Raw genomic sequence first — 16,552 nt, 5'->3', positions numbered from 1 at the left:
CACCAGCAGCAGCGGATGAGCCACTTTCGACCTCCAAACCCTTAACCAAGTAGCGACCCCAACTCATCAGCACAGAAAAACTCGTGACTGTTCGGCATTTTTCCGCAGCCTGCTAGAATCGATCTCTTCATGTTTCATGATCTCACCATGCGAACAGAAAGCGAGCTAAACATCGGCCGCTTATTTCGGGAGTTTCGCAGTTGGTATCGCCAGTCAGGATTGTCAATTGAGGAGTATCTAGCGAGTCTCCAGGTTGTGAGCGAGCATTTTAGCCAGTTGCTCACACCCTCAGGCACAGCTCGATTGATCTTATTTGCAGAGAGACTTCGTTCTCTGGACACGAGCACGGTGTATCCGATCCTGTTGCTCCTGCTGGACGCGCCGTCGACAAAGCTAACGACGCAAGATCGCAATCAAATAGTCCAGGATCTTGAATCGTTCCTAATACATCGCTTCGTCTGCCAACTGACAGCGAAGAACTACAACCATTTTTTTCTCGGTCTACTGAGAACTATCAAAAAATCAATTCAAGAAAATGGAAATACCGCTGCGGCCGTTAGAAACGAATTGCTCAGGTCGGCCGAGCCGACGTCGAAATGGCCTACCGACGAAGAATTCCACGTGGGATGGATGCAGAATCCTCTGTACGTAAAGAGTCGCGTCGATCGAGTCGCGATGATCCTCCGCGCTGTGAATGAATCACTGCGTACGACGAAGACCGAAGCGATTCCGACACCCATCGGTCTCACAGTGGAGCACCTTATGCCGCAGTCCGCTGCCGAGGGCGACAATCCAAACTATCCGCTATCCGGAGATCTCGAATCGGACTTGGAATTCGCGGAGCTAAAACGTCTCAGAAAACAAATGATTCATACAGTTGGCAACCTAACGTTGTTGACTGGACCGCTTAACTCATCGGTGAGTGATGGACCTTTTTCTGACAAAGCGCGGGCGATAGTCGAGCACAGCGACCTTCGGCTAAACGCCTTCTTGCGAAACCGAGCATATTCACAGTGGCGCGAAATAGACCTTGTTACACGAGGCGAGATTCTGTTTAAACGCGCCTTGGAAATTTGGCCGCGAAATTGTTTAGCAAACGATCTAACTAGAACTTCGCCATCGGATACCCTATCCAGTTGGGACGAAAAAGCGGTCCCGTTGAAAGACGAGACGCTATCGGATCGAACCGACAATAGCGATAGAGGAATTGCGCAGTCACGCACTGTAGCAGATGAACAAGAGATCGTTTGGTCAGGTGAAATGAATCGAAGGCCGGATTATTTTCAAGGCATCATACTGAAATCTGACCATGTAAGATTGCTGGTGGCACCACCGGACAGACCCGGCTCGAGAGGCCAGAGCTTGGATCGAAAAGCAAATGCTTACGTCAAAGATCCGCTTTCTGTTGTGGAATATCTGAAACGGGGGTTGAGAAAAGACGATTTGGCTTGGGACTATCAACGCAATTTCATATCGATCACGAACTTGCACGGGATCGAAATCAGAGAGGACCCTGCTAGATTCCCCCAGTCACAAGCGTGAAAAAAATGCCCTTGTTACGGGCGATTTAGCCCCCGAAGATCAGGTGTGGCTCGATCAATCGTAGATTGATTTGCTGCCGCGGACCGGACGCGTGCGATAGCGCCGATGCGTCCACAGCCACTGCTCCGGATATTTTCGCACCATCGCCTCGATCGCCAATTGATACCGCGCCGTGTTCGCGAGCGCGTCGGCGTCCTTGTCGCCCGTTCGCTGCTGCTCGATTTCTTCCTGCACTTCGATCACATGGCTCCGCCCGTCGGGCTGTCGAACGATGAACGCCGGCACCACCGGACAACCCGCCATCATCGCCAGTCGGTCAAATCCACCCGGCGTCGCCGCCATCTCGCCGAAAAATGGCACCCAGATTGCCTCCGAGCGCTTGGCGTTCTGGTCGAAGGGAATTCCGATCAGGTCGCCGTGTTTGAGCGTGCGCAGCATCTCGCGCGCCGCCTTATGCTTGCGAATGATCTTGACGCCGATACGCTCGCGGATGAACGTCATCAGCGCGTCGCCCGCCAGAAATCGCTGCGTGTGATGCACCAGGCTGATCTGATAACCGTGCAGCGCGTGTCCGGCCGGCAGCAACTCGAAGTTCCCGAAATGCGCCGTCAGGATGAGCGCGCCAATCCCTTGATACTTCGGCTGCAGCGCCTTCCAGATATCCGTGCGGCTGTAACCAACCCGATCCTTCAGGCGGCGATAGAAGAAGCCGCCCATCCGCACGTACTCGGCCGCAGTCCTGCCGAGATTCATGTAGGAGGCGCGCAGGATGCGCCGACGTTCCGCCTCGCTGCGCTCCGGAAAAGCGATCTCGAGATTCTTGAGCCCGATTTTCACGTGCCGCCCGTCGAATCGATAGAATAGCAGCGCGCAGCCGACGCCCAACGGATACAGCACGAAATCCGGCAGCAGGCTGAAAGCGTGGAGCGCGCCGAGCAGCAGCCGATAGATCATCCGATCCTTGAAACCCAGCGGGAACTGCTGGCTCTCGCCGACCCCGCGATTCAGCGGAAATGGCGGTGCGTCGTCCGCCGGCGCAAGGTTCGGATTCTTTACCGGGTCGATCGCAGGCTCGGAGCGATCGGTTCGATCGATACGAGTCTGCTCGCGAGAGGATAATGCGGATGGCATTGCTTTCAGAAAGGCAAAACCGGCCGATTACAGCACCGACCGTTCGCGCTTGGGCCCTTTGGGAATAACCACCAATCCCGAGTCGGTAACGAAGAACCGCTGCCGATCGCGTTCGAGGTCATAGCCGATCTCCTCGCCCTCCGGAACATAGACGTTCTTGTCCACGATCGCGCGCCGGATTCTCGCATGACGCCCGATCTCCGCATAGTCCATGATCACCGAATCTTCCACCAGGCTGTACGAATGTACGAACACCGAGCGTCCCAACACCGAATTGCGCACCGCGCCGCCCGACACGATGCATCCTTCGGAAATCACCGAGTGCAGCGCGAGACCGCGCCGCCCGTTCTCGTCGAAGACAAATTTCGCCGGCGGCTGATCGAAGTATGCCGTCCGCAGCGGCCAGTACGGGTTGTACAGGTTCAGATGCGGCCGGGCGTCGCGCAGATCCATGTTCGCTTCGTAGTAGGCTTCGAGCGTGCCGACGTCGCGCCAGTAGCTGAGATTCACTTCCGAGTCGCCGCGGATGCGATTGGTCATGAAGTTGTAGGCATAGACCGGCACCCGATTGATTAGGTTCGGGATCAGATCGCGCCCGAAATCGTGATGACTGTTTTCCTTGATCGAATCCTCGATCAGCGCCTCGCGCAGCACCTCGGGGTTGAACAGGTAATTGCCCATCGAGGCGAGCACTCGTCCGGGCGCGCCGGCCATATGGTTCGGATGCTCGGGCTTTTCCTCGAAGCCGGATACGCGCAGCCCCGAATCCACATCCAAAATGCCGAACTGATTCGACTCCTCGATCGGAACCGGCAACGTCGCCACAGTCACCGCCGCCTTCCTGTCCAGGTGGAACTCGACCATCTGCTGGATGTCCATCCGGTAGATATGGTCGGCGCCGAAGACCGCCACCAGGTCGGGCTTGGTATCGTCGATCAAATTGAGATTCTGGAAAATCGCGTCGGCCGTCCCCTGATACCAGGTCTCGCCCATCCGCATCTGAGCAGGAACCGGAATCACGAAATGGTCGGGCAGCATCCCGCCGAACTGCCATCCGTCCTTGAGGTGCTCGATCAGGGATTGAGAGCGCCATTGCACCAGGACGTAGATCGCGTAGATGCCGGAATTGACCAGGTTCGAGAGGACGAAATCGATAATGCGGTATTTGCCGCCGAACGGAACCGCGGGCTTGGCGCGGTCGCGGGTCAAAGGATGCAGGCGCGTCCCCTGCCCCCCCGCCATCACTAACGCCAGCGTTCTCATCGCGGTAAAAAAGTCCCCAATCGGTGCGCGCCAAGCCGTGTATCTGGTTTATCGGAAAGCCACCAGCTAAGTACAGCCGCGGCGCGCGGTTAAAGTTGCGTTCGACAAATCGCTTGTGCTGGCAACTTTTCCGGGTCGAGAGAGTGACCAATTCGTTGCAAAAATTGCACGAGTCAGCGTTTTTGGGACGCTCTCTGAGACGAATTCCGGTCAGCGACCTCATCAATTCTCCGCGAAACCGCTGGATTTTCGCAATCATGAATTTTTTGTACTGCGAGGCACGTCAATTGCTTGAATCTTTTGCCAAGCGTTTTCGTCTTTCGTGATAGCATCGGCCATACCGGCCGATTTTAAACGACCTCCAGGAAGAGAGGTAAGAAAAATGCAAACAGCGGTCAGCAACAAAAACGAATCCAAGGCTACCAGCGCGCCGGGCGTTGTTTATCGTACCATATGCCAGAATCCGGGCTGCGGCTTTAAGTTCGATCTCAGAATTACGCCCGAGAATGCTGGACTCTTGAGCGCCTCGCTCTCGTGTCCGCATTGCAAGCGGCACGGCGGCTTCCTCAAGTCGCAGGGCCGTATCGGCGACAAACTGTTCGGCGCGAAGCTGCTGTTCCGGCTCACCGGCGTCGGACCGACCCGCGGCGACGACGACGATTCTGCCGGCGACAACGCGGAGAGCCGCTATTAATTCACACTCGGATCGTTTAATTTAGGCGAGCCGTTTTCAGATCCGCTGACCATAACTTGACGCACGCGCCGTCCGAGCTTTCGGACGGCGCGCGCATTTTCCGAGGATCACAAGCGCGCATCTCTCGTTGCACGATGGGTCTCGGAAGCAGTGACTATTTACCAATGGCCGCCATCACTTTGCGGTCTCCGCTGAGCGACGCCATCGAACGCTCGAGCGTCGCAAGCCGCTCTTCCAGGGCGATTCGACTCGCTGAATCCCGCTCGCGATCGGCTTTCCACTCAGCAATCTCCCGCTGGTGCGCTTTCTTCTCTGCCAGCATTTCCGCCCGCTGCTTTTGGAGTTCGTTGAGAAGCATCGAGGTGAGCATCGAATAGCGCACCGACTCGATCTTGCCATCGTCATCCTGGACCACCAACTCCGGATAAATCTGCTCGACTTCTTCCGCGACTAGGCCGTACTGCTTTACACCTTGCTGATCGCCTTTGTAAACGAAGCTAACCGGACGCAGCTTCATCAGGCCGTCGGTCGAGTTTCCCATGTCACTAATGTCGCGCTTGTAGCGCGCCGACGACACTACTACCCCTAGGCGGCCGCTGCCGTTTACGACTACGTCGCTGCCGGTCACCGCGCTGCCAGTGATGCCCGCGATGTAGGTCGCCGTCTGCTTGCCCTGGATGCCTACTCGGATAGTGCTAGCCTCAGCCGCGATACCTGGATTACCGATATCGATGTTGTTGTTGCCGGTGGTGAGACTAAATCCGCCATTGACACCCAGTCCAATGTTGTTCTGACCCGTGGTGTTCTTGTAAAGGGAGTTCTGCCCGAGGCCGGTGTTGTAGTAGCCGGTTGTGTTGCTTGCGAGCGCTTGCAATCCGACGGCGCTGTCCGCGTATCCGGTGGTGTTGTTAACGAGCGCCGAGACTCCTGAGGCAGTATTTCCGAAGCCCGTGCTGTTGCCGGCCAGCGAGCGCATTCCGACTGAAGTGTTGCTGTAGCCGCTGGTGTTGCTAGCCAGGCTCGCTTCCCCCAAAGCGGTATTGTTGCCGCCGGTCGTATTGCTAAACAACGCGGCTACTCCGTCGGCGGTGTTGAAAGCTCCCGAAGTATTGGAGGAGAGAGAACTAACTCCAGCAGCGGTGTTGTCGTGGCCTGTCGTGTTGCCGGCCATCGAACCCGATCCGACGGCGGTGTTAGAGGAGCCATTGTTGTTGAAGAGCGCGGATGATCCGAGCGCGGTGTTAGACCCCCCGCGAGTGTTCTCATGGAGCGCGCTTGCTCCTATGCCGGTGTTTCTCTGGCCTATCTGATTGTTGAAAAGAGACTGGTACCCAGCCGCGGTGTTGTAACTGCCCATCAGAGCAAGAATTCCATACTTGCATCCGCTCGAGGCATTGCCACCAAGCGAGCCAAAGCCGGTACCCGTGTTGCCGACACCGGACGTATTGCAGTAAAGGGCGTAAGCTCCAATGCCGGTGTTGTTGCTCTCAATATTATTGAAGAGGCTAAAGACCCCATCGGCCGTGTCGTAGCTACCGCCACGCGATGCGGTAGCGCTGCTCATGCTGGCGTTGTTGGAGAGGGCGTACGCGCCGGTTGCGGTGTTGTCGTGCCCGGGGCGAGTCGGGGCGTTGTTGGAGAAGAGAGCGTTTGAGCCAACCGCCGTGTTCCGTGAGCCGAGATTGGTGAAGAGCGCGTTGTATCCCAGCGCCGTGACTTCGCTACCTCCTTGATTGTCCAGGAGTGCGCCGGTACCAAGGCTGGTGTTGGTCGGATCGGCTGCGGCGCCCGTGGTCGAGAACACGATGACCAAAACCACCACCATAAGGAAACTCGCTACTGCCTTTTTCATGAATGATCCCCCCAAGAATCGTTGGACTGCGGTATCGACGCTTAGACTGTACGCCCAGTCTCAGCCGGCGCGAAGCCGAAGATTCACCCGCTTGATGGTGCGGTACGCGTTGGCAGAGGGAAAATCAAAAATTTTCGAGCGCTCAGGAGCTCTTTTCGTCCGCGCATAACAGCGCAGGCCGCCCGGGATTGCCGGACGGCCTGAGTTAGCTTTCAGAACAAAGCAATATCGAAAATTACGTGACTATCCGCCGCCGACAGCCTCCGCGGCGACGCCCTCGAGGTTCCTGATGCTCGCGCGCTCGAGCAAGCGCTTCAGCCATGCGTCGATATTGGCCCGATTGTTCGCCGCCACGTCGATCCCGAGCTCGGAAAGCACCAGCATCCGCGGCGCGAATCCGATGTCGGCGACGGAGAAATCACCCGCCAGGAAATTATTTCCGCGCAGTTCGTGATTAAGATAGTCGAGCACGCGCTCGACCGTCTGATGCAGCCGCTGGACGCGATTCTGGTCGCGCTCCGCCTCGGGCTTGGAAACCTCGACGATCAACTGGCCCACCTGCGGCGTGAATGACGAATCGGCGAAATCCTCGAGCAGGCGCGCCCGCGCGCGCATCGCGCTCATCCCGATCGCTGGAAACAGTGGCGGCTCCGGATACTCGTCCTCGAGATACTCGTTGATCACGGTCGAGTCGTAGACGGTGGTATCGTCGTCGACCAGCACCGGCACGCGGCCGAACAGGTTGAGCCGCAGGAAATCGGGCTTGCGATGCTCATTCAGGCGCAAATCGACGGTGACCAGTTCGTATGACAGGGCCTTCTCGGCCAGCGCGATGCGAACCTTCTGGCCGTACGGGCAGATGAGGTAGTCGTAGAGTTTAATCATATCGGGCAAGTCCTCATTCGGCCTGCGCCGCAACGATTATTTTGAGGTTCGCTTCGACTTCCGCGTCCAGCTTGACCGGCACGGTGAAGTCGCCAAGCTGCTTGATTGGCTCTGGCAGCACGATTTTTCGCCGCTCGATATCAACCCCCTTCTCGCGCACGGCGCGTTCGATGTCGATGTTGGTGACCGAGCCGAACAGTTTCCCCTCTTCGCCGGCGCGCGCCATGATGGTGATTTCGAGCGCCTCGATTTTGGCCTTGATCGCCATCGCGTCGGTTCGTTTGGCTTCGCGGCGCCGCGACGCGATCCGCTTCTGATGCTCGAAGGCGCGGATATTCTTCTGATCCGCCTCGACCGCGAGCTTGCGCGGCAGCAGATAGTTGCGCGCGTACCCGGCGCGGACCTTCACCACGTCGCCGGTCCTTCCCAGGTTGGGAAGATCCTCGTTGAGTATGACTTGCAGGTTCATTTTCTATCGCCTCTCGTTTCCATCTCCACTTAGAAGAAATCGCCCAGGTTGCCCGCTTCGTGGCTGGGGGGCTTGAGCCGCCGGAAATCGATCCACATGTCGAAGATGCCGGCGATACATAGAACCCCGGCCACGACCGGCTGCGCGAATACCACGAAATAAATGATGGCCCGCACGATCGCCGGCACCGCCAGCGAATGAAAATAAAAGCCCACGATCGCGAGCCCCTGGCAGAAATATATCGCCGCCACCGCGATGAAGCCGCTGAGCGCCAGATCGCTCACGCCGCTAACCGGGATGAACAATCCGAACCCGCTCGCCAGCAGCAGCCACACCATCCATTCCGGCGCCGACCAGCGCGAAAGATCGCCGAACAGGCTGTAGGGCAGCCGCTGCGGCCCGACCCATCGCCAGAAAACGCGCAGATTGAGCAGCGCGGTGCATCCCGCGAGCAGGATCAGGAACGCCGGGCTGAGCCGGATCGTCGTCGCGATGATGCTCGCCTGCGTATCGGCGGTGATCGTCTGCTGGACGCCGAAGTATTTGTAGAACTCCTGCCCGCGAGCCATCCCCTGCGCGAGTTCGTCGTGCAGCGTCCTGATCAGGCCGTCGGGGCCGCCGGTGAACGCCAGCGCGACCGCTGCGACCGCCGCGACCATCGCAGCCGCCGTGACGCCCGCAATCCGTTCGAAGGAGCTGCCGCGCTCGAGCATGTAACACATGATCGCGGTCGCGAGGCCGAACGAGACGAAGTACCCGATACCGGCAATCGGACCCGCCAGCAGCGCGACGAAAGCGCCCGCCAGCAGCATCGCGATGATCGCGCGCAGATTCGGACTCGGCCGTCCCACCGCGAAAATCAGGATCGGCGCCGGCGCGAACAGCATCGCGATCCCGCCGAGCACGGGAATCGCGCCGCCGGCGAGGAAGAATGCTCCCGCCAGCGCGGCCGCCCGAATCATCCCTATGACAGCTTTGCGCGTCACGCGACGATTCTTCAGACTCCCAGCGTCGAGAATGGCAGCAGCGCGATCACCCGCGCGCGCTTGATCGCCACCGCCAGTTGCCGTTGATGCTTGGCGCAGTTGCCCGAGGTGCGGCTCGGCACGATTTTGCCGCCTTCGGTGATGAAGCTGGCCAGTGTGCGGACGTCCTTGTAATCGACCTTGAGCGATTTTTCCGCGCAGAAGCGGCATACTTTGCGCCGCCCGCCGGGACGCCGGCGCATCCCGCCGCGGCTATCGCCGCCGCGGCCTTCACCGCGATCATCCGGGCGCGGTCCGCCGTAGCGTCCTCCGCCACCCTCGGTGCGGGGTCGGTCCCCGCCTCTTTCCGATCTCTCTTCGTCAGCCATTTGCAATCCTTTTGTACGAGCCCGCCCCAACGCAGCGCGGCTTTACGAGATTTCCAATTGCTAGTGCTCGAGTGGCTCGATCGATTCGGCCAAAACCTCGAACGTCCCGCCGACGCGAAGCGCTTTCACGCCGGCCTTGACCGATCGCAGTCTCCCGCGCACTTTCACTTTATGACCCGGCGCCAGGATCGTTCTCAGCACGCTGGCGCGCTCGCCTGCCAGCACCACCGCAAGCTTCAAGTCCTCTTCCGGCGCGCCGCAATCGACGATCATGCGCAGCACCGCGGTGCCGCGCGGCGTGACGGAAAAGTCGATCGAGCTCACGATCGGGCCGTCGAGCTCAATCCGGTTGCCCGTCACCTTCCGGACCGCCGATTTCATCGATGGCCGCTTCCATGATCTCTTCGGGCGCGTCCTCGATTCTTTCCTGCTGCTGTTGCGACGCCGTCAGGGCCGCCACGCGCGCTTCCTGCGCGGCCCTGGCCTCGGCGATTCGCCGGTTGCGCGCTTCGAGTTCCTCGCGCACCTTCGCGACGTCGGCGTCGTCGTCCACCAGCACCGAAAGGTAGCGCAGGACCGTGTCGGAGAGCTTCAGATTGCGCTCGACTTCGTTCATCACCGGACCGGGCGATACGTAATCGAGCCGCACGTAGTAGCCGCGCCGCTCGCCCTTGATGCGGTAGGCGAGTTCGCGCGAGCCCCACTCTTCGGTTTCGATCATCTCGCCGCCGCCGGCCACGATGATTCCCTCGTAGCGCTTGATGGTTTCCTTGATTTGGGGGTCGCCCGCGTCAGGGCGAAGGATAAAAATAGTTTCGTAGCGCCTCATGCGCTGTGAGTCCTCCTTTTGGATTCAAGCCCCACGTCGGAGCAAGGAGCAATCCCGTACAGTAACATCGGCCAGAATGGGTAACAAGCGTGTTTCGCAAACTATCATCAATCGGCGCGATCGCATCCGTCAGGGCTTGCGCTTGACGCGCGACCTGTTATGAGAAGATTCGATCACAGCGAGACGAATGATGGAGGTCGGATCAGGTGGCCAAGCGCAAAATGAAGAAGATGGCGCCAAAGGCGCGTAAAGCTGCTCCCAAAGCCGCGAAAAAACCGGTCGCAAAAAAGGCATCGAAAAAGCCCGCGCTCAAAGCGGCCAAGCGGCCAATCGCGGCCAAAGCGGCGCCGCGGCGGATCGCGGTCAAGCCGCCCGCAAAATCGCCCGCGCCGGTTACCGAACGGCCCAAACGCGCGATTCGGCCCGCGCTCGCGACGCGCCCGTCGCACGAGCCGCGCATCCCGAGTTACAGCGAATTGCCGGTGCGCGAGGGAGCGCCCGACGGTTCCTCGTGGGGCGTGTTCGGCGACGACGACGAAGTCGGCACGATCAACCTGATGACGCCGGGCCGCGTGGTCGAGTCGGCGGCCTCGATTCGTTCGGGCAAAGTGTTCGCGCTCAATCTGCCGATCAACATCCCCGATCCGCCGCTCTTCACCCGCGGCAGGCATGTTCACGTCATCAAGATTTTCCCGGCCGCCGATTACGTCCTCGACGACTATCTCGATAACTTCTATCCCCAGGCGTCGTCGCAATGGGACGCGCTCTGTCACGTCAAGCATCCCGTGTTCGGTGCATATAACGGCATTCCCGACGATGAAATCACCGGCCGAGGCGGCACCCGGCTTGGCATCGACAACCTCGCCCGGCGTGGAATCGCAGGCCGCGGCGTGCTCGCCGACGTCGCGCTCTACTACGAGAACAACGGCATGGAGATCGATTTCACGACGCCGCAATCGATCCCGCTCGAAGATGTGCAGGCGACCCTCGAATCGCAGGGAACCACGCTGCGCACCGGCGACGTGCTCTTGATTCGCATCGGATGGACCCGGTTCTACCTGTCGGCGAGCGACGAACTGAAGGAGGAACTGGCGCGCGAGACGGTGGTCCCGGGCATCGAAGGGTCGGCGCGGACCGCAGAATGGCTATGGAACAATCACATCGCGGCGGTCGCGTCGGATTCGCCCGCGCTGGAAAACCTGCCGAAAGGTGAAGGCGAAGATTTTCTGCATTTCCACATGCTAGCGTTCTTCGGGATGCCGATCGGTGAGATGTGGAATCTCGAAGCCCTCGCAGAGGATTGCGCCGCCGACGGCCAGTACGATTTCTTTTTCACGTCGGCGCCGCTCAATATCCCGGGCGGAGTGGGCTCGCCGCCGAACGCGCTCGCAATCAAGTAGGAATCGGCGACAAAGAAAAAAGTTTAACCGCAGATTTCACAGATTACACAGATAAGAAAGGGGCGGCTCATCGAGCCGCCCCTTTTCATTGTTGGTCGATTGAAAATTGTTGCTGCGTCTGAATCGGCGAAATCCGCGCAATCTGCGCTTACATCCGAATCAGTGGCCGGCCTTCGCCATCGCGTCAGTCATGAAGAAATCGCGATCGACCGCGCCCATATTGATATACCAGCACTCGCGCTCGGCGGTGTTCGGTCCCGGCAGATAGCAGGTCGTACTCACCCCGCTTTGCACATCGACGCTCGACGCGGCAAGGTTGAATTCCCGCTTGAATGGATAGACTGCGATCTTCGCGTCGGGCACCGGCCGGTCGCGATATGTCATCAGGTAGATCTGCGTCTTCCACAGTTCGCCCTTGCGATCGTAACTGTCCACGTACGGATTGAACCATCCTTCGCCGTCGATATAGACGATCGTCTTCGACTGCAGGATGCCGGTGATTCGCTCGGGACGCGGCGTCACCTCAACCATGTACAGATGGCGCATCTCCCAGTCCTCGCCGCATGAGGTAGCGCCGCCGTCGGACGGGCACGGATGAGCCGGAGAATTTTTCGCGTGGACGCATCCGAGCATGCTCTTCTCGCCGAGGAACTTGAAGTTGTATTCCTGCGGCTTCGCGGCAAACCCGCCCGCGTGGTCCGCGTCCCAGGTCGAGAGTCCCGGCGACGCGCTCAAGATCACTTCGTTCACGCGCCGGATACGCCGGCTGCCGACGATGTACGCCCAGGTGTCGTCGGCCCGGTTCGCATCCCAATAGCGATAACGAATTCCGCCGCTGCCGCGATCTTCGGCCGGCTCGATTGTTGGGTACGCCGCGTAACGCGCCCAGATGCCGGTTTTCACGAAGTCCGGATCGGCTGGCAACGGATCGACTTCGGTGCGGCCGAGGTCGAAATAGCCTGCAAAATGCCCAATCTGGGTCATCTTCATGAGTTGTTGCGGGGCCCCGGGATTTTGCGTCGCGACCTGGCATTCGAAGAAACGCAGATCGAAGTCATCGGTCGCGATCGGGCGAAAGTATTGATTCCACATGATCTTGACTCCAACGTCAGGATCATTCGGATCGAGCAGCGGAAACGGCTGGCCCGCGACGTAACCGAGTAAATCGTGATGGTCCGGCGCGAGACGCACCTGGCTCGCATATTTTTCAGTCGCGTTTTGATACGGTGGCGGCCAATCGATACGCCCCGGCGCGACGATATTGATCGTCATGCCCTTGGTAACTGCCTGATACGCACCCGGACTAAGCAGGTCCTTCACCTGCGCGGCATTGCTGGCCGTGATGACGTCACCGGGTTTCACTTGCGCATCAGCCTGCCGCGCACTCGCGAGCATGATCATCATCACGAGAGCCGGGACTGCCATCAGGGCCGGGCATACCGATCCGATCGATTTTTTCATCTTCGAGATCTCGCTCCGATTCGACGCCGTTCGAGATAGTGGCTTGGTTATGGTGCTCGATACACCGATGGCCCCCCCCTGTCCTACCACACGGGAAGCACGAGGACTGCGCGCCGGATGCTCGCTGGCGCGCCACGGGTGCCGAGCGGCACATTACTGGCGTTGAGCGGTTGCCAGATCGCGGCGATACGCCACGAAATTGCCGGTCACGCGCGCGCCCACCTTGAGCGCGGTGTGGCGCGAGGCCCAGTTGTCGTCGAGCACGAGCGTGTAGCCGGCAAAACGCATCTTGCGCTCGGCCATCGCGAGAAACGATCGCGCCGTCATCGCGAGCGCAACACCGCGGCCGCGCGCGGACTCGAGCACGCCGATATTGATCAAGGCGCCGCGAGTGCCGCCGCCGCGCTCGGGATCGAGCCTCGCGCCAGGGCGCACCTTGACCAGCATCGGGCTCAGATCGGGTACCGAGAAGACCGCGCCCACGACGTCCGATCCGATCGTCGCGAGCATCGACAAATCCGCGACCGGCGTTTCCCACAGCGCCGTCAGCATCGGGCGCACTTCGGCTTTGGTGACCGGATGCCAGCCCCAGTGCCGATCGAAAGCGGCGGTGGTGACCTCCGTCCACGCGTCGATTGCCGCGAGGAATCCGTACTCACGCCAACTGCGAACGCGTACGCCCGCCGCCGACGCCGCGTCGCTGATGCCGCGGTAGCGGACCGTCCACTCCGGCGTCAGCGATGCGGTGTAATCGACCTGGCCTTTCTCGGTAAAGAAGCCGGCTTCCTTGAAATATCGATGATAGGAGGGGCCGTTGCCGCGCAGCAAAAACGACGGCAGCGATCCGTAGTTGTCGATCGCATACGGATAGTCGAGGAACGCCGCGAATCCGCTCCGCACCGCGCGCATCCTGCGCGCTTCAAGCCATTGCACCGCAGCCTCGAGCATCGCGGCGACGCCATCGTCCGCGCCGTCGAGCGCCTCGAAATGAATCAGATGTCCCAGCGGCTCATGCCAATGCTCGATGTAACGTCGATTGATGATGGCGCTGACGCGCGCGACGATTCGGCCGCCGCGGCGGGCACAAAACGGCGCCATCTCGAGGTACGTCGAGAGCAGGCTCTTGCCCGCGAGCAAATCGATTTCGTTCTGCACGTCGGGCGGCCACCACGCGTCGCGATTGCCGTAAACCTGGTACGGCAGCCGCGCAAACTCGAGCAATTGCTCGAGACTCGATAGCTGCTCGACGCGTATGTCGCCACTGCCCACGCCGCGATCTATAGCGCGTTTCGTTTGATCCGGGCGAAGGCTCGTTTAGTGAAGATGCCGTCGCTCAGCCATCGCGCGAGCAATCGATTCAGCGTCGCGACCGGATCGAGGCCGCCCGCGTCGGCGTCGCCGCCGACCAGATCGCAGATTTCCGCGAACGTGGCGCCCGTGATTGCTGAGTCGATTGCGCTATACTCGAGCGGCTCGAGCTCGCGATAGAGTACTCGCCGATCGCGGCGCGACACGACGATTCTGGCGGCGCTCGATTGCGCGGGTTTCCACTCGCGATGCTCCTCGATCGCGCGCAACAATTCCACGACGCGCCACTTCACGTGCAGTATCTGCGCCGCCGGATGCAATCGCAGTTGTAGCGCCGGCCATTCATCCGGCGGCGTCGCGCGCATCGTGTCGGCGTCGAGCGCGTCCGCGTCGGGACCGTGAAATACCGCGACCGTCGCGCGCTCCAGCGCCGCCAAATCCGCGAGGTATGAAGCATCCGCGCTGAGCGGATGGTCGCGCAGAAAGCCGCTCAGAAAGCGGCCGCAATAGAAAATCGAAGGCTCGGTCGGGGGATGCTCGAGCAGGTAGCCAGTCACGAGATTGTGAAAACCGTCGGCGCCGAGCACCGCAAGCGTCGCGGGATAATCCTCTTTGAGCGCGTCGAGCAGCCGATAGAAATACATGTTGGCGTAGATATCGACTCGCTCGGCTGCCGACAGGCGCTCATCGCCGACGACAACTGCGTCAAGTCCGCCGCGCGGCAGATTACGTTCCGCCGCGAGCCCTTCGGCGACACCGCTAGGCGCGGTGATCAGCCGGTAGAGCAGGCTTTCCAGATTTTTCAGCGAAGTTGTCATGGGGACTCTGCGATGCGGTCTCGCGCACAATCTTTTCGTAAATCGCTCGCGCGCGATCGGCGGTCTCGGCCAGCACCGAAAACTCCGGGATGTTGTCGTCCCATTCGATCAGCGCCGATACCTTGCCGAAGCGGCGCACCGCGCGCTCGTACAGCGCCCACACGCCCTCGCACACCGGATGATCGTGCGTGTCGAGCAGATGCGTGCCGTGATCGCTGTGGCCCGCCAGATGATATTGCACCACCCGCTCGACCGGGATCGCGTCCAGGTATTCGTTCGCGTCGAAGCGATGATTGAACGCGCTCACGAAGATGTTGTTGATGTCCAGCAGGATGCCGCAATCGGCCTGCTCGGCGATCTCCGCGAGAAATTCCCACTCGGGCATCGACGAATCCGCAAACGCCATGTAGCTCGAGACGTTCTCGATCAGAATCGCGCGTCCGAGGAAATCCTGCACCTGCCGGATTCGCTCGGCGACGTGCGCGAGCGCTTCGGTCGTGTATGGTAGCGGGAGCAGGTCGTGAAGATTGCGCCCGCCAACCCCAGTCCAGCACAGATGATCCGAAATCCACGCCGGCTCGAAGCGCCGCGCGAGATCGCGCAGCTTTCGCAGGTAGTCGCGATTCAGCGGATCGCTCGATCCGAGCGACATCGAGACGCCGTGCAATACGATCGGATAGCGCTCGCGGACGCCCTCGAGCACTTCGATCGCGCGGCCGCCGTCGACCATGAAATTTTCCGAGATGACTTCGAACCAATCGACCTTTGATTCAGGCTTTTGTTCTTGCTGAAGCTCTTGACTGGGTTGCCGCTGCGACCGCGGATGCTCCAGCACGAAGCTGTAATGCGGGCGGCGAAGGCCGGCGCCAAAACCAAGAAATGGGAAGTCAGTCCGCTTCATCGCAGTCGCATTCGTTCGGCGCCAGTGCGATGAACGCGCGAGCCTCTTGCTCGCGCGTCCAGTGCTCGATCACCTCAATGCCTACTCCTTCTTCGGAGCGCTTTCCGACTTGCCGCCCGCCGCCATGCATTCCTTGTCACTGGTCATCATGACATAGCCCTTGCCCTTGCATGCGTTCTGGCCCTTGCAGTCGCTCGCGGCGCTCTTGCACGCGCTTTGCCCTTTGCAGGCATTGCCGGCGACGCATTTCACCTCCGAAGCAGCCGCTTTCGATTCGTCCGCGGCGAGCGCCGCGCTGCCCATGAACGACAGCGCAACCGCCGTAGCCAGAACCGCACCAGTAAGTCTCGATCTGTTCATCGTTCGAATCTCCCTTCGATTGTCGCCGGAGCCTGTCTCCGGCGTCTTGTCATGATTCATCCGTCGTAACCGCGAACGCAGCCGCAAAATTCCCGCGCCCGCCGCCAGTAATCGTCTTAGCGAATTCCTGGCGCGTTACATAGCGACTTTCCTCTTCTAGGATGCGCCTGCGGCCGCCGAGTTACATCCCAGTCGCGCGATCCGGTTCAAAATTATCGCCGCAATCGCAAGCTAGTTTCGCTCGGCGGGAACATATCGGGCCGCCGCAAGATTTTAATGATACGG

General features: G+C 60.0%; 17 protein-coding genes. 3 read left to right on the top strand and 14 right to left on the bottom strand.

The window, feature by feature from the left end; translation table 11 throughout:
* The first annotated feature begins 129 nt into the window (after nucleotides 1-129).
* Nucleotides 130-1,542, top strand: a complete 1,413-nt coding sequence (locus Q7S58_RS21010) for an HNH endonuclease family protein (protein ID WP_304830668.1) — start codon at nucleotides 130-132, stop codon at nucleotides 1,540-1,542.
* Nucleotides 1,543-1,596: 54 nt separating this feature from the next.
* Here the strand turns inward: Q7S58_RS21010 and Q7S58_RS21005 are convergent, their stop codons facing one another.
* Nucleotides 1,597-2,673, bottom strand: a complete 1,077-nt coding sequence (locus tag Q7S58_RS21005) for a lysophospholipid acyltransferase family protein (RefSeq protein ID WP_304830666.1) — start codon at nucleotides 2,671-2,673, stop codon at nucleotides 1,597-1,599.
* Between the two features lie 27 nt (nucleotides 2,674-2,700).
* The gene (glgC, locus tag Q7S58_RS21000; RefSeq protein WP_304830663.1) at nucleotides 2,701-3,936 is read right to left on the bottom strand and encodes a glucose-1-phosphate adenylyltransferase; all 1,236 of its coding nucleotides are present in this window, start codon (nucleotides 3,934-3,936) and stop codon (nucleotides 2,701-2,703) included.
* Between the two features lie 382 nt (nucleotides 3,937-4,318).
* Between glgC and Q7S58_RS20995 the strand changes: the two genes are divergently transcribed.
* Entirely contained in the window at nucleotides 4,319-4,630 is a 312-nt protein-coding gene (locus tag Q7S58_RS20995) for a hypothetical protein (RefSeq protein WP_304830661.1), read from the top strand.
* 154 nt (nucleotides 4,631-4,784) lie between these two features.
* Here Q7S58_RS20995 and Q7S58_RS20990 read toward each other — a convergent pair whose 3' ends face one another.
* From Q7S58_RS20990 to rpsF, 7 genes are all read right to left on the bottom strand, one after another.
* A complete protein-coding gene (locus Q7S58_RS20990; RefSeq protein ID WP_304830659.1) occupies nucleotides 4,785-6,482 on the bottom strand; it encodes a tail fiber domain-containing protein in 1,698 nt (565 codons plus the stop codon).
* Between the two features lie 243 nt (nucleotides 6,483-6,725).
* A complete protein-coding gene (locus tag Q7S58_RS20985; protein ID WP_304830657.1) occupies nucleotides 6,726-7,367 on the bottom strand; it encodes a glutathione S-transferase family protein in 642 nt (213 codons plus the stop codon).
* 13 nt (nucleotides 7,368-7,380) lie between these two features.
* Nucleotides 7,381-7,830, bottom strand: coding sequence for a 50S ribosomal protein L9 (gene rplI / locus Q7S58_RS20980; protein WP_370655571.1), 450 nt, complete (start codon nucleotides 7,828-7,830; stop codon nucleotides 7,381-7,383).
* Nucleotides 7,831-7,865: 35 nt separating this feature from the next.
* Nucleotides 7,866-8,822: a DUF2232 domain-containing protein gene (locus tag Q7S58_RS20975; protein WP_304830653.1), complete on the bottom strand. Its 957-nt coding sequence runs from the start codon at nucleotides 8,820-8,822 to the stop codon at nucleotides 7,866-7,868.
* A gap of 11 nt (nucleotides 8,823-8,833) precedes the next feature.
* Nucleotides 8,834-9,190, bottom strand: a complete 357-nt coding sequence (gene rpsR / locus Q7S58_RS22385) for a 30S ribosomal protein S18 (protein ID WP_370655566.1) — start codon at nucleotides 9,188-9,190, stop codon at nucleotides 8,834-8,836.
* Between the two features lie 60 nt (nucleotides 9,191-9,250).
* Entirely contained in the window at nucleotides 9,251-9,571 is a 321-nt protein-coding gene (locus tag Q7S58_RS20965; protein WP_304830651.1) for a single-stranded DNA-binding protein, read from the bottom strand.
* Nucleotides 9,531-10,019, bottom strand: coding sequence for a 30S ribosomal protein S6 (gene rpsF / locus Q7S58_RS20960; RefSeq protein ID WP_304830649.1), 489 nt, complete (start codon nucleotides 10,017-10,019; stop codon nucleotides 9,531-9,533). Before rpsF ends, Q7S58_RS20965 begins: the two co-directional genes overlap by 41 nt.
* Before the next feature lie 206 nt (nucleotides 10,020-10,225).
* Here rpsF and Q7S58_RS20955 point away from each other — a divergent pair, with 206 nt between their 5' ends.
* On the top strand, nucleotides 10,226-11,419 hold the full coding sequence (locus Q7S58_RS20955) for a cyclase family protein (protein ID WP_304830647.1): 1,194 nt from the start codon (nucleotides 10,226-10,228) through the stop codon (nucleotides 11,417-11,419).
* A 159-nt stretch (nucleotides 11,420-11,578) separates the two neighbouring features.
* On the opposite strand, the gene Q7S58_RS20950 is transcribed toward Q7S58_RS20955, so the two are convergent.
* The 5 genes from Q7S58_RS20950 to Q7S58_RS20930 form a co-directional block, all read right to left on the bottom strand.
* Nucleotides 11,579-12,880 (bottom strand): DUF1329 domain-containing protein, encoded by a 1,302-nt coding sequence (locus Q7S58_RS20950; protein WP_304830645.1) that lies wholly within the window; start codon nucleotides 12,878-12,880, stop codon nucleotides 11,579-11,581.
* Nucleotides 12,881-13,033: 153 nt separating this feature from the next.
* Nucleotides 13,034-14,149, bottom strand: a complete 1,116-nt coding sequence (locus tag Q7S58_RS20945) for a hypothetical protein (RefSeq protein ID WP_304830643.1) — start codon at nucleotides 14,147-14,149, stop codon at nucleotides 13,034-13,036.
* A gap of 8 nt (nucleotides 14,150-14,157) precedes the next feature.
* Nucleotides 14,158-15,006 (bottom strand): DNA-binding domain-containing protein, encoded by an 849-nt coding sequence (locus tag Q7S58_RS20940; protein ID WP_304830641.1) that lies wholly within the window; start codon nucleotides 15,004-15,006, stop codon nucleotides 14,158-14,160.
* Complete coding sequence (locus tag Q7S58_RS20935; RefSeq protein ID WP_304830639.1) at nucleotides 14,948-15,907, bottom strand: DUF692 domain-containing protein; 960 nt, start codon at nucleotides 15,905-15,907, stop codon at nucleotides 14,948-14,950. The genes Q7S58_RS20940 and Q7S58_RS20935 overlap by 59 nt, the downstream gene beginning before the upstream one ends.
* Before the next feature lie 81 nt (nucleotides 15,908-15,988).
* The gene (locus Q7S58_RS20930) at nucleotides 15,989-16,267 is read right to left on the bottom strand and encodes a hypothetical protein (RefSeq protein ID WP_304830637.1); all 279 of its coding nucleotides are present in this window, start codon (nucleotides 16,265-16,267) and stop codon (nucleotides 15,989-15,991) included.
* Between the last annotated feature and the right edge of the window lie 285 nt (nucleotides 16,268-16,552).

It is taken from the genome of Candidatus Binatus sp. (assembly GCF_030646925.1).
Classification (GTDB): Bacteria; Desulfobacterota; Binatia; order Binatales; family Binataceae; genus Binatus.
The sequence above is the reverse complement of the archived record's forward strand: the minus strand, read 5'-3'. Positions and strand labels throughout refer to the sequence as shown.

Coding starts and splice junctions, on each gene's coding strand:
- Q7S58_RS20940 (WP_304830641.1), bottom strand. CDS start 15,006: ATGACAACTTCGCTGAAAAATCTGGAAAGCCTGCTCTACCGGCTGATC.
- rpsR (WP_370655566.1), bottom strand. CDS start 9,190: ATGGCTGACGAAGAGAGATCGGAAAGAGGCGGGGACCGACCCCGCACC.
- Q7S58_RS20935 (WP_304830639.1), bottom strand. CDS start 15,907: ATGAAGCGGACTGACTTCCCATTTCTTGGTTTTGGCGCCGGCCTTCGC.
- Q7S58_RS20965 (WP_304830651.1), bottom strand. CDS start 9,571: ATGAAATCGGCGGTCCGGAAGGTGACGGGCAACCGGATTGAGCTCGAC.
- glgC (WP_304830663.1), bottom strand. CDS start 3,936: ATGAGAACGCTGGCGTTAGTGATGGCGGGGGGGCAGGGGACGCGCCTG.
- Q7S58_RS20950 (WP_304830645.1), bottom strand. CDS start 12,880: ATGAAAAAATCGATCGGATCGGTATGCCCGGCCCTGATGGCAGTCCCG.
- rpsF (WP_304830649.1), bottom strand. CDS start 10,019: ATGAGGCGCTACGAAACTATTTTTATCCTTCGCCCTGACGCGGGCGAC.
- Q7S58_RS21005 (WP_304830666.1), bottom strand. CDS start 2,673: ATGCCATCCGCATTATCCTCTCGCGAGCAGACTCGTATCGATCGAACC.
- Q7S58_RS20995 (WP_304830661.1), top strand. CDS start 4,319: ATGCAAACAGCGGTCAGCAACAAAAACGAATCCAAGGCTACCAGCGCG.
- Q7S58_RS20930 (WP_304830637.1), bottom strand. CDS start 16,267: ATGAACAGATCGAGACTTACTGGTGCGGTTCTGGCTACGGCGGTTGCG.
- Q7S58_RS21010 (WP_304830668.1), top strand. CDS start 130: ATGTTTCATGATCTCACCATGCGAACAGAAAGCGAGCTAAACATCGGC.
- Q7S58_RS20990 (WP_304830659.1), bottom strand. CDS start 6,482: ATGAAAAAGGCAGTAGCGAGTTTCCTTATGGTGGTGGTTTTGGTCATC.
- Q7S58_RS20985 (WP_304830657.1), bottom strand. CDS start 7,367: ATGATTAAACTCTACGACTACCTCATCTGCCCGTACGGCCAGAAGGTT.